Raw genomic sequence first — 24146 nt, forward strand, 5'->3', positions numbered from 1 at the left:
CGCGGTTCTCGCTCAAGACGTCCCACCAAATTCGCCGTCGATCATTCTGAAGAGTTCGTCGGCCGTCGCGGACGCGAGTGCGTCGGCCTCGTCGTCGTCCGCGGGCGGTCCGTTCTCCGCGCCCGTCGTCGTTGGGGTCCCGGCCCCGTCGCCCCACCGTTCCGCGAGGGCGCGCAGCCGCTGCCGCACGGTGGCGTCGCCGGAGCCGGCGAGCCGGTCCAGGGTCTGTTCCAGCCGTTCGATCTCGTCCAGGGCCGCGGATCCGGCCGTGGAGGTGTCCGCGACGGTGCCGGGTGCGGTGGCCGGGCCGGGGTCGGGTGCGGTGTCGGGGACGAGGTCGGCCAGCAGGTACGCGACGAGCGAGGCCGGGGTCGGGTAGTCGAAGACCAGCGTCGCGGGCAGCCGGGTGCCGGTGAGGGCGCCCATGCGGTTGCGCAGTTCGATGGCCGTGAGGGAGTCGAAGCCGAGGAAGGCCTCGTCCGGGTCGATGTCGTCGGCCGAGCCGTGGCCGAGGACGGCGGCGGCCTGGGCGCAGACCAGGTCGAGCAGGTGGTCGGTCCGGTCGGCGGCGGGCAGGGCGCGCAGCCGGTCGGCGAGTGCGGCGGCCGGTTCGGGGGCGGCCGCGGTGGCGGCCTGGGTGCGCCGGGGTGCGGCGCTGCCCGCGAGGTGGCGGAGCATCGGGGGGACGGGTCCGGCGGTGAACGCGCGCGGTGAGGTGTCCAGGCGCATCGGGAGCAGGGCGGCTTCGTCGGTGGTCAGGGCGAAGTCGAGCAGGGCGAGTCCGGCCGGTGCGTCCAGGGGCTGGAGTCCGGCCTTCGCCATGCGGGCGATGTCGTTGTCGGTGAGGTGCCCGGTCATGCCCCGGTCGGCGATCCACGGGCCCCAGGCCAGGGCGACGGCGGGGACGCCGCGGTGGCGTGCCCAGCGGGCGAACTCGTCCAGGAAGGCGTTGGCCGCCGCGTAGTTGGCCTGGCCCGCGCCGCCCAGGGTGCCGGCGGCGCCGGAGAAGAGGACGAGGGCGGCGAGGCCGCTGTCCTTGGTCAGTTCGTAGAGGTTGAGGGCGGCGTCGGCCTTGGGCCGCAGGGTGGTGTCGAGGCGGTCGGGGGTGAGGAAGGGGATGACCCCGTCGTCGACGACTCCGGCGACGTGGACGACCGCGGTGAGCGGGTGTTCCTCGTCGACGGTGGCGAGGGTGCGGGCGAGTGCGTCCCGGTCGGCGGCGTCGCACGCCTCGATGCGGACCCGGGCGCCGAGCTTCTCCAGTTCGGCGGCGAGGCCTTCGGCGCCCTCGGCCCGGGGGCCGCTGCGGCTGGTGAGCAGCAGGTTGCGGACTCCGTGGTGTTCCACGAGGTGGCGGGCGACGTAGTGGCCGAGGCCGCCGGTGCCGCCGGTGACGAGGACGGTGCCGTCCGGGTCGGGGCGGCCGGGGAGGGTGAGGACGACCTTGCCGATGTGTCGGGCCTGGCTGACGTGCCGGTACGCCTCGGGGGCGCGGCGCACGTCCCAGGTGGCCAGGGGCAGCGGGTGCAGGGCGCCCGTTTCGACGAGGCGCAGGATCTCGGCGAGCATCTCGCCGATGCGTTCGGGTCCGGCCTCGATGAGGTCGAACGCGGCGTAGCTGACGCCGGGGTGGGCGTCGGCGATGCTCTGCGGGGTGCGGACGTCGGTCTTGCCCATTTCGAGGAACCGTCCGCCGCCGCCGAGCAGCCGCAGCGAGGCGTCCACGTACTCGCGGGCGAGTGAGTTGAGGACGACGTCGATGCCGCCGGTGCCCGCGGTCGTGCGGAAGTGGTCCTCGAAGGCGAGGTCGCGGGAGGAGGCGAGGTGGGCGTCGTCGATGCCGAGGGAACGCAGGGTGTCGTGCTTGGCGGGGCCCGCGGTGCCGTAGACCTCGGCGCCGAGGTGCCGGGCGAGCTGGGCGGCGGCCATGCCGACGCCGCCGGCCGCGGCGTGCACGAGGACGGATTCGCCGGGCTTGAGTCCGGCGAGGTCGACGAGTGCGTAGTAGGCGGTCAGGAAGACCACGGGGACGGACGCGGCCTGTTCGAAGGTCCAGTCCTCGGGCATCCGGGCGATCATGCGGCGGTCGGCGACGGAGACCGGTCCGAAGGCCTTGCCGAACATGCCGAGGACGCGGTCGCCGGGGGCGAACCCGGTGACGTCCGGGCCGACTTCGGTGATGACGCCGGCGCCTTCGACGCCCATGGGTCCGGGCTCTCCGGGGTACATGTCGAGGGCGTTGAGCACGTCCCGGAAGTTGAGTCCGGCGGCCTTCACGGCGACGCGGACCTGGTCGGGTCCGAGGGGTTCCAGCAGTTCGGGGTCGGCGGCGAGGGTGAGGTTGGCGAGGCTGCCGCGTGCGGTGCTGTCGAGGCGCCAGGCCTCGGCACCGGCCGGGGGCAGCAGGCTGTCGTCCGGGGCGGGCCGGACGAGCCGGGCGGCCCGGACCGCGCCGTCGCGGACGGCGACCTGGGCTTCGTCGGAGGCGAGGACGGCGGCGAGGAGTCCGGCCGCGGTTCCGTCGGTGAGGGTGCCGGGGCCGATGTCGGCGAGCACGAAGCGGCCGGGCTCCTCCGACTGGGCGGAGCGGACGAGGCCCCAGACGGCGGCGGCGGCCGGATCGCCGGGCCCGTCGGGGTCACCGGCGGCGACGGCGCCGCTGGTGACGAGGACGAGCCGGGCGGAGGCGTACCGGCTGTCGGAGAGCCAGTGCTGGAGGAGGTCCAGGACGCGGGCGGTCAGGTCGCGGACGTCGGCCGCCATGGTGCCGGCGTCGGCCGCACCGGAGGAGCGGGTGCCCCCGCAGGGGACGAACACCACGTCGGGGACGGGTTCTTCGGCGCCGAGCGCGTCCAGGGCGGGCACGAGCCGGGCCTCCAGCGCGTCCGCGAGCCCCAGCGGGTCGATGCCGGTGCCGGTGTCGCCGAGCACCGCCCATGTACGGCCGGTGACCGGGGCGGTGTCCGGCAGGGACACCGGGAGCCAGTCGAGCCGGAAGACGTCCTGCGGGCGGGCGGCCGTGGCCGGGGAGCCGTGCAGCTGCGCGGCCGACACCTGGCGCATGGCCAGGGACTCCACCCGGGCGACCGGCTGTCCGGTTCCGTCGGCGAGGTCCAGGGTCAGCGCGTCGGGTCCGGCCTTGGCGAGCCGTACGCGCAGGCTGGACGCCCCGTAGGCGTACAGCGAGACGCCGGACCAGGAGAACGGCAGTCTGCTCTTGCCGCTGCCGTCGAGGGCGAGGAAGGTCAGCGCCTGGAGCGCCGCGTCGAGCAGCGGCGGGTGCAGTCCGTAGGCGGCGGCGTCGGTGGCGTGGGGTTCGTCGAGCACCACGTCGGCGTAGACCTCGTCGCCGGTGGTCCAGGCGCGGCGCAGCCCCTGGAACGAGGGGCCGTAGGCGAATCCGCCCTGCCGGTACATCGCGTAGAACTCGGAGACGTCGACGGGCTCGGCGCCGGGCGGCGGCCAGGCGGCCAGGTCGTGGGCCGCTTCCGGCCGGCCGTCGCCGAGGAGCCCGGTGGCGTGCAGGGTCCACGGGGTGTCGGCGGGGGCGTCGTCGCGGCGGGCGTGCAGGGTCAGCGGGCGCAGGCCGGTCGTGTCGGGGGCGGCGACCCGGAGCTGTAGTTGCACGGTGCCGCCGTCGGCGGGCAGGACCAGCGGGGCGGCCAGGGTCAGTTCCTCGACCCGGTCGCAGCCGACCTCGTCGCCCGCGCGCATCGCCAGCTCCAGGAAGCCGGTGCCGGGGAACAGGATCGTGCCCATCACCTCGTGGTCGGCGAGCCACGGCAGGTCCCGGACGCCGATGCGCGCGGTGAACAGCCGCCCGTCGTCCCCGGCCAGCGGGACGGCGGCGCCGAGCAGCGGGTGCCCCGCGTCGGCGAGCCCGGCGGCGGTCACGTCGCCGCGATGCCGCACGGGGGCCTGCGGCCAGTAGCTCTGGTGCTGGAAGGCGTACGTGGGCAGATCGGTGACCCGTGCCCCGGTCGGGGCGTAGAACGCCGCCCAGTCGACCTCGGTGCCGTGCGTCCAGAGGTGTCCGAGCGCGGTGACGGCGGTCGCGGGTTCGGGCTGCTTGCGGTTCAGCGCGGACACGGCGAGGACGTCGCCGTCGTACGTCTCGTCGATGGCACCGGTGAGGGTGGCGTCCGGGCCCAGCTCCAGGAACCGGGTGACCCCGAGATCCTTCAGCCGGGTCACCGCGTCCGCGAAGCGGACGGTGCCACGGACCTGCTCGGTCCAGTACGCGGCGGTGAACTCGGTGACGGGTTCGCCGGTCAGTGTCGACACGATCGGGACACGAGGCGTCTCGTACGCCACCTCGGCGGCGACGGCCGCGAAGGCGTCCAGCATCGGGTCCATGAGCGAGGAATGGAAGGCGTGACTGACCTCCAGCCAGCGGGCCTGACGCCCGGTGAGCTGCGCGGCCACCGCTTCGACGGCTTCACGGGTGCCCGAAAGCACCACCTGGCCGGGCGCGTTGACCGCAGCTACGGAAACGCCCTCCACCAGCAGCGGGGTGACCTCGTCGGGCGTGGCGCGTACGGCCCACATCGCACCGCCGGACGGCAGGTCCTGCATCAGCCGCGCGCGGGCGGCGACGAGCCGGGCGGCGTCGGCCAGGGACAGCACCCCGGCGACATGTGCGGCGGCCAGCTCACCCACCGAATGACCGGCGAGACGGTCGGGGCGCACACCCCACGACTCGACGAGCCGGAAGAGCGCGACCTCGACGGCGAAGAGGGCGGGCTGCGCCCAGCCGGTGTTCTTCAGTGCCTCCGCGTCCTCGAACATGACGTCGCGCAGGGGCCGGTCGAGCAGGGCGTCGAAGTGGGCGCACACCTCGTCCAGCGCCTCCGCGAACACCGGGAAGGTGGCGGCGAGTTCGCGGCCCATGCCGAGGCGCTGTCCGCCCTGGCCGGAGAAGACGAACGCGGTGGCGCCGGCGCGGGCGCGGCCCGTGAGGGTGCGGGGGGTGGGTTCGCCGGCGGCCAGGGCCGACAGTTCCGTCCGCAGGTCGTCGGTGCCGGTGCCGAGGACGACGGCGCGGTGGTCCAGGGCGGCGCGGGTCGTGGCCAGGGAGAGTCCGATGTCCACGGCGCCGCGGCCGTCCGTGCCGGACTCCAGTCGTCCGGCCTGGGCGGCGACGGCGGCGGGCGTCTTCGCGGACACCGGCCAGGGCACCACCGGGAGGGTGACGTCCACGGACGGTTCCGGCACCGGGGCGGCGGCGGGCGCCTCCTCGATGATGACGTGCGCGTTGGTGCCGCTGATGCCGAACGACGAGACGCCCGCGCGCCTCGGCCGTTCGCCGCGCGGCCACGGACGGGCCTCGGCGAGCAGTTCCACCGCTCCGGCCGTCCAGTCGATGTGGGTCGACGGCTCGCTGACGTGCAGGGTGCCGGGCAGGACCTCGTGGTGCATGGCCTGCACCATCTTGATCAGCCCGGCCACGCCTGCGGCGGCCTGGGTGTGCCCGATGTTCGACTTGATCGAGCCGAGCCAGAGCGGCTGTCCGTCGGGCCGGTCCTGGCCGTACGTGGCAAGCAGGGCCTGCGCCTCGATCGGGTCACCGAGCGTCGTCCCCGTACCGTGCGCCTCGACCGCGTCCACCTCGGCGGGCGACAGCCCGGCCGTGGCCAGCGCCTGGCGGATGACCCGCTGCTGCGACGGACCGTTCGGCGCGGTCAGCCCGTTCGACGCACCGTCCTGGTTGGTGGCGCTGCCGGTGACGAGCGCGAGGACCTGGTGGCCGTTGCGGCGGGCGTCGGAGAGGCGTTCGAGGACGAGGACGCCGACGCCCTCGCCCCAGCCCGTGCCGTCCGCGTCGTCCGAGAACGCCTTGCAGCGGCCGTCGACGGCGAGGCCGTGCTGCCGGCTGAAGCTGACGAACGGGGTGGGCGTCGAGATGAGCGTGACACCGCCCGCGAGGGCGAGGTCGCACTCGTCGCCGCGCAGGGCCTGCGCGGCCAGGTGCAGGGCCACGAGCGAGGACGAGCAGGCCGTGTCGACGGTGACCGCCGGGCCTTCGAGTCCGAGGGTGTACGCGACGCGGCCGGACAGGACGCTGGAGGCGTTGCCGGTCATGAAGTAGCCGTCCGCGCCCTGCGGGGAGGCGATGAGCAGTCCGCCGTAGTCGGAGCCGTTGCTGCCGGCGAACATGCCCGTCCGGCTCCCGGCCAGGGACAGCGGGTCGATGCCCGCCCGTTCCGTGGCCTCCCACGCGGTCTCCAGGAGCAGCCGCTGCTGCGGGTCCATGGACAGCGCCTCGCGCGGGTTGATGCCGAAGAGCGTGGCGTCGAACTCGCTGATGCCGTGGACGAATCCGCCGTGCCGGGTGTACGTCGTCCCGGCTTTGTCGGGGTCGGGGTCGTACACCCCGTCGATGTCCCAGCCCCGGTCGTCCGGGAAGTCGGTGATCGCGTCGACGCCCTCGGAGACCAGCCGCCACAGCTCGTCCGGTGAGGAGACGCCGCCGGGGAGGCGGCAGCTCATGCCGACGATGGCGACCGGGTCGTCGTCGCGGCCGGTGGGGGCGGCGGTGGTGGCCGGGAGTGCGGCGGCGGGGGCCGGGTCGGCGAGGCCGACGAGTTCCTCGCGCAGCAGCCGGGTCAGGGCGGTCGGGGTCGGGTGGTCGAAGATCAGCGTGGCGGGCAGCCGCAGTCCGGTCGCCGTGTTGAGCCGGTTGCGCAGTTCGATCGCGGTCAGTGAGTCGAAGCCGATGTCCGAGAAGACGCGCGCCGGGTCCACGTCGGTGGGGGCGGCGAAGCCGAGGACGGCGGCGACGTGGCCGCGTACGAGGTCGAGCAGTTCGCGTTCCCGTTCGGCCTCGGTGAGTCCGGCGAGCCGGGCGGCCAGGGAGTCCGGGCTGCCGGTGGCGGTGCCGGTGCTCGCGGCCTCCAGGGCCGTGCGGGCCTCCGGGATGCCGTCGAGGAGCGTGGAGCGGCGGCTCGCGGTGAGCGCGGGCGCGTAGACGGCCCAGTCGATGGCGGCCACGGTGAGGGTGGCCTCGTCCTCCCCGACCGCCTGCCGCAGGACGGCGACGGCGGATTCGGGGGCCAGTGCGTGGACCCCGCCCTTGCGCTGGCGGGCCTCGACGGCCGCGCTGTCGGCCATGCCCTCGTCGGACCAGGGGCCCCACGCGATCGAGGTGGCGGCGAGTCCGTCGGCCCTGCGGCGCTCGGCCAGGGCGTCCAGGACCGCGTTGGCGGCGGCGTAGTTCGCCTGGCCGGGCCCGCCCCAGATGCCGGCGGTGGAGGCGAACAGGACGAACGCGTCGAGCCGGATGCCGAGGTCCCGGACCGTCTCGTCCAGGAGCAGGGCGGCGTGCGCCTTGGGTGCCATGACCTGGGCGATGCGCTCGGGGCCGAGCGCGTCGAGGATGCCGTCGGCGAGCACACCGGCCGCGTGGACGACCGCCGTCAGCGGGGCCGACTCGTCGTCGGCGAGCCCGCCGAGGAGGGCGGCGACCTGGGCGCGGTCGGCCATGTCGCAGGCCGCCAGGGTGACCCGGGCGCCGAGTTCCTCCAGCTCCCGGGCGAGTTCCGGTGCGCCGGGGGCGTCGGCGCCCCGGCGGCTGGTGAGCACCAGGTGCGCGGCGCCGTTCCCGGCCGCCCAGCGGGCCATCCGGGCGCCGAGGGCGCCGGTGCCGCCGGTGACGAGGACGGTGCCCGTGGGCGTCCAGCCGGTGCCCGGGTCCGTGGCCGCCGGGTGCGGGGCGCGGACGAGCCGCCGTGCGAAGAGGCCCGAGGCGCGCAGCGCGATCTGGTCCTCGTCGCCCGCGGCGAGGGCGTTCACCAGGCGGCGTGCGGACCGCGCGTCGGCGGTCTCCGGGACATCGGCCAGTCCGCCCCAGCGGTCCGGGTGCTCCAGCGCGGCCACGCGCCCGAGCCCCCACACCGCCGCCTGGGCGGGCCGGGTGACGACGTCCCAGCGGGCCGCCGCGACCGCCCCGGAGGTCAGCGCCCAGAGCGGGGCGGCGATGCCCGCGTCCCCGAGCGCCTGGGTCAGGGCGACGGTGCGGGCCAGGCCCCGGGGCAGCCCGGACAGCCCGTCGGTGGGCCGTTCGTCCCGGGCCAGCAGCGAGACGACTCCGGCGTACGCGTCGCGGTCCGTGGATCCGGTGTCCTGGGCGCCTTCGGAGGTGCCGGCCCCGATGAGGCCGTTGAGCCGTTCGGTGAGGGTCGCGCGGTCCTGCGCGGCCCCGTCGAGCCTCAGGAACCGGACGCGCGCGCCCCGGCCGGACAGTTCCTGGGCGAGGGTGTCGGCCCAGACGTCGGTGGCGGACGGTGCGTCCGTACCCCCGTCCTCGGTTTCGGTTTCGGGGGTGACGAGCAGCCAGGTGCCGGTGAGCGGTGCTCCGTCGGCCGGGGACAGTGGGGTCCAGCTGACCCGGTAGCGCCATGCGTCGGTGGTGTCCTGCTCGCGCTGCTTGCGCCGCCAGTCCGCGAGCGCGGGCAGCAGCGGATCGATGACCGACGCCTCCGCGTCCAGCGTCCCGGCCAGCGCCTCCGCGTCGGCCCGCTCCACCGCCGCCCAGAACTCCCGGTCCGCCGCCGTGCCGCCGTCGGCGGTCACCGCGGGCGCGGTGTCGAACTCCGGCCAGTACGGGCGGCGCTGGAAGGCGTACGTGGGGAGGTCGACGCGGGCGGGTCGGGTCTCCGGGAACGCGGCCGTCCAGTCGACGTCCACACCGTGCACCCACAGCTCGGCCACACCGGCCAGGAACCGGTCAAGGCCGCCGTCGTCACGGCGGAGCGACCCGGTGACGATTCCCTCGTCGGCTATCTCCTCGATCGCGGCCGACAGCACCGGATGCGAGGAAACCTCGACGAAGACGCCGTAGCCCTCCCCCGCCAGCTTCTCGATCGCCTGCGCGAAGCGGACCTGGGAACGGAGATTGGTCACCCAGTAGTCGGTGGTCATGTCGGAGCCGTCGGTGAACTCACCCGTCACCGTCGACAGCAGCGGAATCGTCCCGGCCTGCGGGGTGATCCCCGCCAGACTGGTCGTCAGCTCGTCGTGCAGGACATCCATCGCGGGCGAGTGTGACGCGTAGTCCACCGCGATACGACGCGCCCGCAACCCCAGCTCCACACACCGGGCCACGGCCTCTTCCACGGCCTCGACCTCACCCGAAATAACCACCTGGGACGGGCCGTTGACAGCGGCGACCGACACCCGGTCACCCCACGCCTCCAGAATCTCCTCGACCTGAGCGACCCCGGCACCGACCGACGCCATCGTCCCGTTACCACTGGCCAGCCCGGCAATCGCCCGGCTCCGCACGCACACGATCCGCAGCGCGTCCTCAAGCGACAACGCACCCGCCACATACGCGGCGGCGATCTCACCCTGCGAGTGACCGACGACGGCGGCCGGCTTGACGCCGTAGGACCGCCATACGGCCGCCAGCCCGGCCATCACCACGAAGGAGGCGGGCTGCACCACATCGACCCGTTCCAGGGACGGAGCACTCTCCACCCCGGACAGGACATCGGTCACCGACCAGTCCACGAGTTCGCCCATCGCGGCCTCGCACTCGGCCACGACCCCGGCGAACACGACCGATTCATCGAGGAGCCGGGCCCCCATGGCGATCCACTGCGCGCCCTGGCCCGGGAAGACGAACACCGAGCGGCCCACCGGGCCGGAGACCCCGGAGACGACTCCGGCGGCGGGGGCGTCCGCTGCCAGGGCGCCGAGGCCGGTCGCGTAGGACGGGCCGAGGACGACGGCGCGGTGCTCGAAGCGGGCCCGGGTGGTCGCCAGGGACCAGCCCACCGCCACCGGGTCGGCGTCGGTCAGGGCGTCCAGCGCGGCGGCCTGGCCGCGCAGGCCCTCGGCGCTCCGGCCCGACAGGATCCACGGCACCGCCGACAGCGGTTCCGCGGAAAGGGGCTCGGCGGGGGCCGGTTCGGGGCTCTCCGGTGCGGGCGCCTCCTCCAGGATCACGTGGGCGTTCGTGCCGCTCATGCCGAACGCCGACACGGCCGCGCGCCGGGGCTGTGTGCCGCGCGGCCAGTCGCGGGCCTCGGCGAGGAGTTCGACGGCGCCCTCGGTCCAGTCCACGCGCGAGGACGGGGTGCCGAGGTGCAGCGACTTCGGCATCAGGCCGTGGCGTATCGCCTGGACCATCTTGATGATGCCCGCGACACCGGCCGCGGCCTGGGAGTGGCCGATGTTCGACTTGATGGAGCCCAGCCACAGCGGGTCGTCGTCGGTGCGCTCCTGGCCGTAGGTCGCCAGGACGGCCTGGGCCTCGATCGGGTCGCCGAGCGAGGTGCCGGTGCCGTGGGCCTCCACGATGTCGATGTCCGCGCCGGTCAGGCCGGAGTTGGCGAGGGCCTGGCGGATGACGCGCTGCTGGGACGGACCGTTCGGGGCGGTCAGACCGTTGGACGCACCGTCCTGGTTGACGGCCGTGCCGCGCACGACCGCCAGGACCTGGTGGCCGTTGCGGCGGGCGTCCGACAGCCGCTCCAGGAGGAGCATGCCGACACCTTCGCCCCAGCTCGCTCCGTCGGCGTCGTCGGAGAACGGCTTGGAGCGGCCGTTCTCGGCGAGGGCGCGCTGACGGCTGAACTCGATCAGCGAGATCGGGGTCGACATGACGGTCACCCCGCCGGCGAGCGCCATCGTGCAGTCGCCCTCGCGGAGCGCCTGGCAGGCCGAGTGGAGGGCCACCAGGGAGGAGGAGCAGGCGGTGTCGATGGTGACGGCCGGGCCTTCGAGGCCGAAGGAGTACGAGACGCGGCCGGAGAGCACGCTGGGCGAGTTGCCGGTGCCGAGGAAGCCCTCGGAGCTCTCCTTCGCCGCGGCGAGCAGGCCGCCGTAGTCCTGGTAGGTGACACCGGCGAAGACGCCGGTGCTGCTGCCGCGCAGGGTGTGGACGTCGAAGCCGGCGTGCTCCATGGCCTCCCAGGACGTCTCCAGGAGCAGCCGCTGCTGGGGGTCCATGGAGACGGCCTCGCGCGGGCTGATGCCGAAGAAGCCCGCGTCGAACCGGCTGGCGTCGTGCAGGAAGCCGCCCTCGTGGACGTAGCAGGTGCCGGGGTTGTCCGGGTCCGGGTCGTACAGGGCCTCCAGGTCCCAGCCGCGGTCGGTCGGGAAGCCGGAGATCGCGTCGGTGCCGTCGGAGACGAGGCGCCACAGGTCTTCGGCGGTCTGGATGCCGCCGGGGTAGCGGCAGCTCATGCCGATGATGGCGATGGGGTCGTCCAGGTCGGCGGCGGTGCGGGTGCGCGCGGCCGGGGAGGTGCCGGGCTCGGGTCCGCCGAGGAGGGCGTCGCGGATGTGGTCGACGAGGGCGCGCGGGGTCGGGTAGTCGAAGACGAGTGTGGCGGGCAGCCGCAGACCGGTCTCCTCCATGAGCGCGTCGCGGAGGTGGACGGCCGTGAGGGAGGTGAAGCCCAGTTCGCGGAAGGGCAGTTCCGCGTTCATGGCCTGGGTGGGCGGCTGTTCGAGGACGATCGAGGCCCGGCGGCGCACGATCTCCAGGAGGGCGTCGCGCTGCTCGGTCCTGGGCAGGGCGGCGAGGCGGTCGCGGAGCGCCTGGGCGCCGCCGGAGACGGCCGCGGCGGCCTTGCGGCGGCCGGTGCGGCGGGGTGCCGGGGTCTCGGCGGCCGTGGCCGGTGCCCGGTCGGGGGCGGAGAACGGGGTGCCGTCGTAGGGGCGCAGGGTCAGCGCGTCCGCCGTCAGCACGGGCTCGCCGGAGGTGTCGGCGACGGTGACGGTGAACGCGCCGTCGACCGGGCCCGGGGTGAGGGCGACGCGCAGCAGGGAGGCGCCACTGGCGTGGAGGGTGATGCCGCTCCAGACGAACGGGAGGCGTGCGGCGCCGTCCGCGTTCGCGTCGTAGGAGAGTGCCTGGAGGGCGGCGTCGAGGACGGCGGGGTGGAGGCCGAACCGGTCGGCCTCGGCGCGGAACGTGTCGCCGAGCGCGACTTCGGCGTACAGCGCGCCCTCTCGCCGCCAGACGGCGCTGAGGCTCTGGTAGACGGCGCCGTAGCCGAAGCCGTTCTCGGCGCGGGCCGGGTAGTGGCCGTCGATGGTGACGGGGGTGGCCCCGGCGGGCGGCCAGGCGGTGAGCCCGGTGTGCGCGGGCCCGGGGACGGTGCCGAGGACGCCGCTGGCGTGCCGGGTCCACGGCTGTGCGCCGCTGCGGGAGCTGATGCGGAAGGCGCGGTGGCCGGTCGCGTCGGGGGTCTCGACCATGACCTGCACCTGGACGGCCTGCTGTTCGGGCAGGACGAGCGGCGCTTCCAGGATCAGTTCCTCGATGCGGTCGCAGGCCAGGTGGTCTCCGGCGGCGACGGCGAGTTCGACGTATCCGGTGCCGGGGAACACGGCTTCGCCCGCGACCCGGTGCTCGGCGATCCAGGGGTGGGTGCGGTCGGATATCCGGCCGGTGAAGACGTGCCCGCCGCCGTCGGAGAGTTCCACGGCCGCGCTCAGCAGGGGGTGCTTGAGCGGTTCGGCGCCCAGGGTGCCGGCGTCGGAGATCCCGGCGCCGCCCTCCAGCCAGTAGCGCTCGTGCTGGAAGGCGTACGTGGGCAGCGCGACGGTACGGGCGCCGGTCGGCGCGTAGAACGCCTCCCAGTCGACCTCGGCGCCGTGCGTCCAGAGGTGGGCGAGCGCGGTGACGGCGGTCGTGGGCTCGGGCTGCTTGCGGTTCAGTGCCGATACGGCGAAGGCCTCGTCGTCGGTCTCGCCGATCGCGCCCACGAGGCTCGCGTCCGGGCCGAGTTCGAGGAAGCGGGTGACCCCGAGGTCCTTGGCCCGGGTGACGGCGTCGGCGAAGCGGACCGTGCCGCGCACCTGGTCCGCCCAGTAGGCGGCGGTGAACTCGGTGACGGTTTCACCGGTCAGCGTCGACACGATGGGGATACGGGGTGCCGCGTACGTCAGCTCGCCCGCCACCGTCGCGAAGTCCGCCAGCATCGGGTCCATCAGGGCCGAGTGGAAGGCGTGGCTGACCTCCAGCCAGTGGCCCTGACGGTCGGTGAGCCGGTCCGCGACCGCTTCGACGGCTTCGCGAGTGCCGGAGACGACGACCTGGCCGGGGGCGTTGACCGCCGCCAGGGACGCGCCGTCGACCAGCAGCGGGGTGATCTCGTCGGCGGTGGCGCGTACGGCCCACATGGCGCCGCCCGAGGGCAGCGCCTGCATGAGCGTCGCGCGGGCGGAGACCAGGCGGGCGGCGTCCGCGAGGGACAGCACCCCGGCCACATGCGCGGCGGCCAGTTCGCCCACCGAGTGGCCGATCAGGTGGTCCGGGCGGACGCCCCAGGACTCGACGAGCCGGTAGAGCGCGACCTCGACGGCGAAGAGCGCGGGCTGCGCCCAGCCGGTGTTCTTCAGCGCCTCCGCGTCACCGTCCATCACCTCGCGCAACCCGTCGAAGTGCGCACACACCTCGTCCAGAGCGGTCGCGAACACCGGGAAGGCGTCGGCCAGTTCACGGCCCATGCCGAGGCGTTGCCCGCCCTGGCCGGAGAAGACGAACCCGGTCAGGCCCTCGCGGGAGAGGCCGGTGACCCGGCCCGGGGTCGGTTCGCCGGAGGCCAGGGCCTCCAGGCGGGTGCGGAGTTCGGCGGTGCCGGTGCCGAGGACGACGGCCCGGTGTTCCAGGAAGGACCGGGTGGTGACGAGGGACCGGCCGACGTCGGCCGCGTCCAGGTCCGCCACCGCGTCGGCCAGTCGCCCGGCCTGGGCGGCCAGGCCCTCGGCGGAGCGGGCCGAGACGGCCCAGGGGACGACGGGAAGCGCGACCGGGTCCGTGACCGTCACGGCCTGCGGTTCCGGGGCGGGGGCCTCTTCGACGATGACGTGCGCGTTGGTGCCGCTGACGCCGAAGGCCGAGACGCCGGCCCGTCGCGGGCGTGCGCCGCGCGGCCAGGGGCGGGCCTCGGCGAGCAGTTCGACCGCGCCGGCCGTCCAGTCGACGTGCGTGGACGGAGTGGCGGCGTGCAGGGTGCGGGGCAGTTCGGCGTGGTGGAGGGCGAGGACCATCTTCATGATGCCCGCGACCCCGGCCGCCGCCTGGGTGTGCCCGATGTTCGACTTGACCGAACCCAGCCACAGTGGCTGTCCGTCGGGACGGTCCTGGCCGTAGGTGGCCAGGAGCGCCTGCGCCTCGATCGGGTCACCGAGCTTGGTGCCGGTGCCGTGGGCCTCCACCGCGTCCACCTCGGCGGCCGTCAGGCCGGAGTTGGCCAGGGCCTGGCGGATGACGCGCTGCTGGGACGGGCCGTTCGGCGCGGTCAGACCGTTGGACGCACCGTCCTGGTTGACCGCCGTGCCGCGCACGACCGCCAGGACCTGGTGGCCGTTGCGGCGGGCGTCCGACAGCCGCTCCACCAGGAGCAGGCCGACGCCCTCGCTCCAGCCGGTGCCGTCGGCGTCGTCGGAGAACGCCTTGCACCGGCCGTCGGTGGCGAGCCCGCCCTGATGGGCGAAGTCGATGAAGGCGTCCGGGCCCGCGATGACCGTGGCACCGCCCGCGAGGGCGAGGGAGCACTCGCCGGAGCGCAGCGCCTGCACGGCGAGGTGCAGGGCGACCAACGAGGAGGAGCAGGCCGTGTCGACGGTGACGGCAGGGCCTTCCAGCCCGAGGGCGTACGAGATGCGGCCGGACAGGACGCTGCCGGAGTTGCCGGTGATGAGGTGGCCGCCTACGCCGTCGGGCACGTCGTTGACCTGGCTGAGGTAGCCGGAGCTGCCCGCGCCGACGAAGACGCCGACCGTGTCGCCCTTGAGGGAGAGCGGGGCGATGCCCGCGCGTTCCAGGGACTCCCAGGCGACTTCGAGGAGGAGGCGCTGCTGCGGGTCCATGGCCAGGGCCTCGCGCGGCGAGATCCCGAAGAACGCGGCGTCGAAGTCGGCCGCGCCGGGCAGGAAGCCGCCCTCGCGGGTGAAGTCGGAACCGGACGCGTCGAGGGCTTCGAGGTCCCAGCCCCGGTCGGTGGGGAACGGGGTGATGGCGTCGGCCGCTCCGGAGACCAGCCGCCACAGGCTTTCCGGGTCGGTGGCGCCGCCGGGGAAGCGGCAGCCCATCGACACGATCGCGACCGGTTCGTCCAGGGCCGCGCGGGCGGCCTCGGCCTGTTCGGGGCGGTGCTCGGTGCCGAGCAGCCGGCCGACGAGGTGGTCGGTGAGGACGGCCGAGGTCGGGTGGTCGAAGACCAGGGTGGCGGGGAGCGGAAGGCCGGTCGCGACACGGAGCCGGTCGCGGAACTCGACGGCGGTCAGCGAGTCGAAGCCGAGGTCGCGGAAGGCGTGTTCGGGGTCGATGGCCGTGGCGTTGGCATGGCCGAGGACGGCGGCGGCCTCGCCGCGCACGAGGGCGAGGACACGGCGGCGGCGGTCCCGGTCGTCGAGGCCGCTCAGCTCCTCGCGCAGCCGGTCGGAGGTCGCGTCGCCGTCGGTGCCGGGCGTACGGTCCCGGCCGGCGTCGGGGCGGGAAGCGCGGGCCGGGTCGAAGGCGGCGAACAGGGCGCTGGGCCGGCGCAGGGTGAAGGTCGGCAGGAAGCGGTCCCAGTCGATGTCCACGACGGTCACGGCGGGCTCGCCCGAGTCCAGTGCGGACTCCAGCGCCGCCATCGCGTCGTCGGGCGGCAGGGCGGTCAGTCCGCGCCTGCGCAGATCGTCCTGGGCGCCTTCGGCGGCGGCCATGCCTCCGCCGTCCCAGGGGCCCCAGGCGAGGGAGGTGGCGGCCCGGCCCCGGGCGCGCCGCTGTGCGGCGAGGGCGTCGAGGCGTGCGTTGGCGGCGGCGTAGCCGCTCTGGCCGCCGCTGCCCCAGGTGGCGGCGATGGAGGAGTAGAGCACGAACGCGTCGAGGTCGCGGTCGCCGAGCAGGGCGTCGAGGTGGGCGGCTCCGGCGGCCTTGGCGCCGAGCATCGCGGCGAGCGAGTCGGCGTCGGTGTCCGCGAAGGCGACGCCCTCGGTGAGGCCGGCCGTGTGGAACACGGACCGGATCGCCGGTCCGTCCGCCTCGATCAGGTCGAGGGCGGAGGCGAGGGAGGTGCGGTCGGCGAGGTCGCAGCCGGCGAAGGTGACGGTCGCGCCGGCCGCCTCCAGCTCCGTGCGCAGGGCGGCGGCGCCGGGGGCGTCCTCGCCCCGGCGGCTGACGAGCGCGAGGTGCCGGGCGCCGCGGTCCACGGCCCAGCGGGCCACCCGGGCGCCGAGCGCGCCGGTGCCGCCGGTGATGAGGACGGTGCCCGTGGGCGTCCATCCCGTGCCGCCGAGGGGCCGTGCGGGGGCCGGGACGAGCCGGCGGCCGAGCACGGCTCCGCCGCGTACGGCGAGCTGGTCCTCGCCGTCGGCGCCGCCGGTCAGGACGTCGGTGAGCCGGGCGGTGGCGGAGTCCGACGGCCGCTCGGGCACGTCGACGAGACCGGCCCAGCGCTCGGGCTCCTCCAGGGCGGCGACCCGGCCCAGGCCCCAGACGGCGGCCCGTGCGGGGTGTGTGAGCGCGTCGCCCGCGCCCGCGGACACCGCGCCGGAGGTCACGGACCACACGCGGGCGTCCGCCCCGGTGCCGGCCAGGGCCTGCACCAGGAGGGTGGTGGCCGTGAGGCCGTGGGTGAGACCGGGGCGGCCGGGGTGCTCCCGCTCGTCCTGGCCGAGGAAGGACACCACGTGGGTGGGGCCGCCGTCGCCGGTGGACTCGGTGAGGCGGGCGGCCAGGGCGGTCCGGTCCAGGGTGCCGGGGTCCAGTCGCAGCCGGGTGACCCGGGCGCCGCGCGCCACGAGTTCGGCGGCGACGGCGTCGGCCCACGGCTCGTCGGTCCCGGCCGTGTCCGGTTCCACGACCAGCCAGGTCCCGGAGACCGCCGGTCCGGTGACCGTTCCGGTGGGGGTCCAGTCGATGCGGTGGGCGAGCCGGTCCACGTGGGCGCTCTCGCCACGGCGCCGCTGCCAGGCGTGCAGGGCCTCCAGGACGCTGTCCGGTCCGGCGTCGGGGGCGAGGCCGAGCGCCTGGGCGAAGGCCGCCGGGTCGCCGCCCTCGACGATCTCCCAGAACGCGGCGTCGGCCGCCGGGGTGCCCTCCACGACTGCCCGGCGTGCTTCCGGCCAGTAGCGCCGGTGCTGGAAGGCGTACGTGGGCAGCTCGACGATCCGGGCCCCGGTCGGGGCGTAGAACGCCGCCCAGTCGACGTCCGCCCCGGCCGCCCAGAGCCGGGCCAGGGACGTCACGGCGGTGACGGGCTCGGGCTGCTTGCGGCTGAGCGCGGCGACGGCGAAGGCGTCCTCGTCGGTCTCGCCGATCGCGCCCACCAGGCTCGCGTCCGGGCCGAGTTCGAGGAAGCGGGTGACGCCGAGGCCCTTGAGCCGGGTGATCGCGTCGGCGAAGCGGACGGTGCCGCGCACCTGGTCGGCCCAGTAGGCGGCGGTGAACCCGGTCACCGGTTCGGCGGTGAGGGTGGAGACGATCGGGATGCGCGGGGTGTCGTACGTCAGCGCGCCCGCCGCCGCCGCGAAGTCGGACAGCATCGGGTCCATGAGCGGCGAGTGGAAGGCGTGGCTGACCGGGAGCCAGCGGCCCTCACGGCCGATGAGCTGCGTGGCGACGGCCTCGACGGCCTCGTTCGTGCCGGAGACGACGACCTGGCCGGGGGCGTTGACGGCCGCGACGGACGCGCCGTCGACCAGCAGCGGGGCGACCTCGTCGAGCGTGGCCCGTACGGCCCACATCACACCGCCCGGGGGCAGTTCCGCCATCAGGGTCGCGCGGGCGGAGACCAGCCGGCAGGCGTCGGCCAGGGAGAGCGAACCGGCGACGTGCGCGGCGGCCAGCTCACCGACCGAGTGGCCGACGAGGAAATCGGGGCGGACGCCCCAGGACTCGACCAGGCGGTAGAGCGCGACCTCGACGGCGAAGAGGGCGGGCTGCGCCCAGCCGGTGTTCTTCAGCGCCTCCGCGTCACCGTTCATCACCTCGCGCAGCCCGTCGAAGTGCGCACACACCTCGTCCAGGGCTTCCGCGAACACCGGGAAGGCGTCCGCGAGTTCACGGCCCATGCCGAGGCGCTGGCTGCCCTGGCCGGAGAAGACGAAGCCGGTGAGGCCGTCGCGGGCGGTGACCGGGGCCAGGTGTTCGCCGAGCCGGGTGCGCAGGGTGTCGGTGTCCGTGCCGAGGACGACGGCCCGGTGCTCCAGGGCGGACCGGGTCGTGGCCAGGGAGAGGCCGATGTCGGCCGCGTCCAGTCCGTCGGCCGCCGCGGCCAGGCGCCGGGCCTGGTCCGTGAGTCCGGCCGCCGTCTTCGACGACACCGGCCAGGGCACCAGGGGCAGCGCGGACTCGGGGGCCGCGTCGGATTCCGGCGGCAGGGCCGGGGGCTCCTCGATGATCACGTGGGCGTTGGTGCCGCTGACCCCGAACGCGGACACACCGGCCCGCCTCGGCCGCTCGCCGGGCGCCCAGGCACGCGCCCGGTCCAGCAGTTCGACCGCGCCCTCCGTCCAGTCGACATGGGTGGACGGGGTGCCGACGTGCAGGGTGCTGGGGAGCGTCGCGTGACGCATCGCCAGGATCATCTTCATGACGCCCGCGACCCCGGCGGCGGCCTGGGTGTGTCCGATGTTCGACTTGATCGAGCCGAGCCAGAGCGGCTGTCCGTCGGGCCGGTCCTGGCCGTACGTGGCAAGCAGGGCCTGCGCCTCGATCGGGTCGCCGAGCGTCGTCCCCGTACCGTGCGCCTCCACCGCGTCCACCTCGGCGGGCGACAGCCCGGCCGTGGCCAGCGCCTGGCGGATGACCCGCTGCTGCGACGGACCGTTCGGCGCGGTCAGCCCGTTCGACGCACCGTCCTGGTTGACGGCGCTGCCCCGGACGACGGCGAGGACCTGGTGGCCCTTGCGGCGCGCGTCCGACATCCGTTCGAGGACGAGGACGCCGACGCCCTCGCCCCAGCCCGTGCCGTCCGCGTCGTCCGAGAACGCCTTGCAGCGGCCGTCCCCGGCCAGACCGTTCTGGCGTTCGAACTCGATGAACGCGCCGGGCGTGGACATGATCGTCACCCCGCCGGCCAGGGCGAGATCGCACTCCCCCGCGCGCAACGCCTGCGCGGCGAGGTGGAGGGCGACGAGGGAGGAGGAGCAGGCGGTGTCGATGGTGACGGCCGGGCCTTCGAGGCCGAGCGCGTAGGAGACGCGGCCGGACAGGACGCTTCCCGAGCTGCCGGTGCCGCCGTAGCCGTCGCCCGACTCGCCGGTCAGACCGAGCAGGGCCGGGTAGTCCTGCCCGTTCGTGCCGGCGAAGACGCCGACGGGCAGGCCGCGCAGCGAGGACGGCGCGACGCCGGACTGTTCGAGGGACTCCCAGACGACTTCCAGGAGGAGCCGCTGCTGGGGGTCCATGGCCAGGGCCTCGCGCGGCGAGATGCCGAACAGCCCGGCGTCGAAGTCCGCCGCGCCTTCGACGAAGCCGCCGACCGGGGTGTAGCCGCCACCGGTCAGACCGATCTGTTCCCAGCCGCGGTCGGCGGGGAAGCCGCCGAGGGCGTCGGTGCCCTCGGACAGCAGGCGCCACAGCGCCTCCGGGGAGTCCGCGCCGCCCGGGAAGCGGCAGCCCATGCCCACCACGACCACCGGATCGTCCGCCACGGCCCGGGGCACGGACAGCACGGCCGGGGCCGCCGCCTCGTCCTCCGTACCGAAGAGCCGGGACAGCAGTTCGTCGGTCAGCGCCTCCACGGACGGGAAGTCGAAGACCACCGTCGACGGCAGTTTCAGGCCCGAGGCCGTGGTGAGGGCGTTGCGCAGTTCCACCGCCATCAATGAGTCGAGGCCCAGGTCGCGGAAGGCCGTGGAGACCCCGACGGCCGTCGGCTCGTCGAAGCCGAGCACCGTGGCGGCCAGTCCGCGCACGGTCTCCATGAGCCCCGTGCGGCGGGCGGCGGGGGCCAGCCCGGCGAAGCGCTCCTTCAGCGCGCCGGTGGCCGTGCGCGGTTCGGTCGTGGTGAGGCTGCGCGGGGCGACCTCGTCCCAGAGCCGGTTGGCGCGCAGCGCGGTCACTCCGGGAACGAACCGCTCCCAGTCCATGTCCGCGACCGTCACGCACCCCGCCGCCGATCCGAGGGCGTTGAGCGCGGTGGCGGGGTCCAGCGGCCGTACGCCGCCCCGGTCCATGCGGGCGAGGACGGTGGCGTCGTCCGCCATCCCGCCTTCCGCCCACGGCCCCCAGCCGATCGAGGACGCGGGCAGCCCTTGCGCCCGGCGGTGCTCCGCCAGTCCGTCGAGCGCCGCGTTCGCCGCCGCGTACGCGCCCTGCCCCGCACCGCCCCACACACCGGCAGCCGACGAGAACAGCACGAACGCGTCCAACTCGCGGCCCAGAGAGGCGTGGTGGAGGTTCCAGGCACCCTGCGTCTTCGCGCCCCAGACACCGGCCACGCGTTCAGGGGTCAGTCCGTCCACCACTCCGTCGTCCAGGACGGCGGCGGTGTGGACGACGGCGGAGATGTCGAAGCGCTCGAAGAGGGCGTCCACGTCCTGCCGTACGGAGACGTCGCAGGCGACGACGTCGACCTCGGCGCCCAGCGCCGACAGCTCCTCCCGCAGCTCGGAAGCGCCTTCGGCCTCCGGGCCACGCCGGCTGATGAGGACGACGCGCTCGGCGCCCCGCTCCACTGCCCAGCGCGCGACACGGGCACCGAGCGCCCCCGTACCGCCGGAGACCAGCACGGTCCCCGACGGCGACCAGGACGCCTCCCCCGGCCGCACGACGGCCGGTGCGAGACGGCGGCCGAGAACGGCTGCGCCGCGTACGGCAATCTCGTCCTCGTCGCCGTACCCACCGGACAGCACCTCGACCAGACGGCCGACAGCCTCCCGCGACACCGACTCCGGAACGTCGACCAGCCCGCCCCAGCGCCCCGGTTCCTCCAGGGCCACGACCCGGCCGAGGCCCCACACACCGGCCCGCACCGGATGCGACACCGCATCCCCCGGACCGGCGGACACCGCTCCGGCGGTCACCGACCACACCGGGCAGACGACCCCCGCGTCCCCGAGCGCCTGCACCAGAACGGCCGAGGCGGCCACACCGGCCGGGCCCGACTCGTCCTGGCCGAGGAAGGACACCACCCGGGCGTGACCGGTGAACTCACCGAGCCGGGCGGCCAGCGCCGGCCGCTCCAGATCGCCGGAGCCGAGGCGCAGCCGGGTGACCTGTGCGCCGCGCCCGGTCAGTTCGCCGGCCAGCGCGTCCGCCCAGGCGTCCTCGGTGTCCGAGGGCTCGACGATCAGCCAGCCGCCGCCCGAGACATCGACGGCGGACGCCTGGACGGGCGTCCAGGACACCTCGTACCGCAGCTTGTCCGCCGCCTCGCGCTCGCGGCGCCGCCGCTGCCAGGCCGCAAAGGCCGGAAGGGTCTCCCGCAGAGGCGCTCCGGCATCGACGCCGAACTCGGCCGCGAACAGCTCGTCGTCACCGCGCTCCACCGCGTCCCAGAAAGCGGAGTCGGCCGCCGGAGCCGCCACCACCGCCGCCCGCCGCACATCCGGCCAGTAGCGCTGATGCTGGAAGGCATACGTCGGCAGATCGACGACCCGGGCACCCGTCGGGGCAAAGAACGCCGCCCAGTCGACCGTGCCGCCCTCCGCCCAGAACCGGGCCAGCGCGGTCACGGCCGCGGGGCCCTCGGGCCGGTCGCGGCGGAGCAGCGCGACGGCGGACACCGTGTCGTCGCTCGCCTCGCCGACGGCCCCGACGAGGGAGGCGTCCGGGCCCAGCTCCAGCAGACGGGTCACGCCCAGGTTCTTCAGCCGGGCGACGGCGTCGGCGAACCGGACCGTGCCGCGCACCTGGTCCACCCAGTACGCCGCCGTGAACTCCTCGTTCAGCTCGCCCGTCAGCGTCGAGACGATCGGGATGCGGGGCGTTTCGTACGTCAGCTCCTCCGCCGCCGCACCGAACCCGGCCAGCATCGGGTCCATCAGCGAGGAGTGGAAGGCGTGGCTGACCTCCAGCCAGCGGGCCTGACGCCCGGTGAGCTGCGCGGCCACCGCTTCGACGGCCTCGCGCGTGCCGGACAGCACGACCTGGCCGGGCGCGTTGACCGCGGCGACCGAGACGCCCTCGGCCAGCAGCGGGGTGACCTCGTCGAGCGTGGCGCGTACGGCCCACATCGCACCGCCGGAGGGCAGCGCCTGCATCAACTGCGCACGGGCAGAGACCAGGCGGGCGGCGTCCGCGAGGGACAGCACCCCGGCCACATGCGCGGCGGCCAGCTCACCCACCGAGTGGCCGACCAGGTAGTCGGGGCGGACGCCCCAGGACTCGACGAGCCGGAAGAGCGCGACCTCGACGGCGAAGAGTGCGGGCTGCGCCCAGCCGGTGTTCTTCAGCGCCTCCGCGTCGCCGTCCATCACCTCGCGCAAACCGTCGAAGTGACCGCACACCTCGTCCAGGGCCTCCGCGAACACCGGGAAGGCGTCGGCCAGTTCACGGCCCATGCCGAGCCGCTGGCCGCCCTGGCCGGAGAAGACGAAGCCGGTCCGGCCACCTCGGGTCTCGACGGGGACGAGGGTGTCGGCGAGCTGGGCGCGCAGGTGCTCGGGGTCGGTGCCGAGGACGACGGCGCGGTGTTCCAGGGCGGCCCGGGTGGTGGCCAGGGTGAGTCCGACGTCGGCCGCGTCCAGGGCGGCGGCACCGGCGGCCAGGCTGCGGGCCTGGCCCGCGACCCCGGCCGCCGTCTTCGCGGAGACCGGCCAGGGCACCAGGGGCAGGGTGAGGGGGTCCGGGGCGGCGGCCGGCTCCTGGCCGGGCTCCGGGGACTCCTCGGCGGCCGGGGCCTCTTCGATGATCACGTGGGCGTTGGTGCCGCTGACCCCGAACGCGGAGACACCGGCACGCCTCGGGTGCTCGCCGGGTGCCCAGGGGCGTGCCCGGTCGAGGAGTTCGACGGCGCCTTCGGACCAGTCCACGTGCGACGACGGGGTCCCGGCGTGGAGGGTCTTCGGGAGGAGGCCGTTGCGCAGGGCGAGGACCATCTTCATGACGCCGGCGACACCGGCCGCGGCCTGGGTGTGCCCGATGTTCGACTTGATGGAGCCGAGCCACAGCGGCCGGTCCTCGGGGCGGTCCTGGCCGTACGTGGCCAGGAGCGCCTGCGCCTCGATGGGGTCGCCGAGCTTCGTGCCCGTCCCGTGCGCCTCGACGGCGTCCACGTCCGCCGGGGACAGCCGGGCGTTGGCGAGGGCCTGGCGGATGACCCGCTGCTGGGACGGGCCGTTGGGGGCGGTGAGCCCGTTCGACGCACCGTCCTGGTTGACGGCGCTGCCCCGGACGACGGCGAGGATCTCGTGTCCGTTGCGCCGGGCGTCCGAGAGCCGTTCCAGGACGAGGACGCCGACGCCCTCGCCCCAGCCCGTGCCGTCCGCGTCGTCGGAGAAGGCCTTGCAGCGGCCGTCGCCGGCCATGCCGCCCTGTCGTTCGAACTCCACGAAGGCGCCGGGCGTCGACATGATGGTGGTGCCGCCGGTCAGGGCGAGTTCGCACTCCCCGGCCCGCAGCGACTGGGCCGCGAGGTGGAGGGCGACCAGGGAGGACGAGCAGGCGGTGTCCACGGTGACGGCGGGGCCTTCGAGCCCGAGCGCGTACGAGATGCGGCCGGACAGGACGCTGCCCGCGCTGCCGGTCATGATGTAGCCGCCGAGTTCGTCGTCGGCGTCGAGGAGGACGTCGTAACGGGACGGCGAGCCGCCCATGAAGACGCCGATCTTGCCGCCCTTCGTGGCCATCGGCGCGATGCCGGCGCGCTCCAGGGACTCCCAGGCGACTTCGAGGAGCAGCCGCTGCTGGGGGTCCATGGCCAGGGCCTCGCGGGGCGAGATCCCGAACAGGGCGGCGTCGAAGTCCCCGGCGCCGTCGAGGAATCCCCCGTGGGTGCCGGGGCCGATGCCGGGCAGGGTCAGGTCCCAGCCGCGGTCGCGCGGGAGGGGGGACATGGCGTCCACCCCGTCCACGACGAGCTGCCACAGATCCTCGGACGAGCGGACGCCGCCGGGGAACCGGCCGTTCATCGCGATGATCGCGATGGGTTCCCGGGCCGCGTCCTCCACTTCACGGAGCCGCTTGCGGGTCTCGTGAAGGTCGGCCGTCGTCCACTTGAGATAGTCGCGAAGCTTGTCCTCGTTCACCGTAC

At 74.9% G+C, this 24146-nt stretch carries 1 protein-coding gene; it reads right to left on the bottom strand.

What is annotated here, in order from left to right; translation table 11 throughout:
- Positions 1-12 precede the first annotated feature (12 nt).
- Complete coding sequence (locus tag ACZ4FH_RS30715) at positions 13-24141, bottom strand: type I polyketide synthase (RefSeq protein ID WP_467309041.1); 24129 nt, start codon at positions 24139-24141, stop codon at positions 13-15.
- Positions 24142-24146 lie beyond the last annotated feature (5 nt).

It is taken from the genome of Streptomyces sp. NPDC024555 (genome assembly GCF_055559335.1).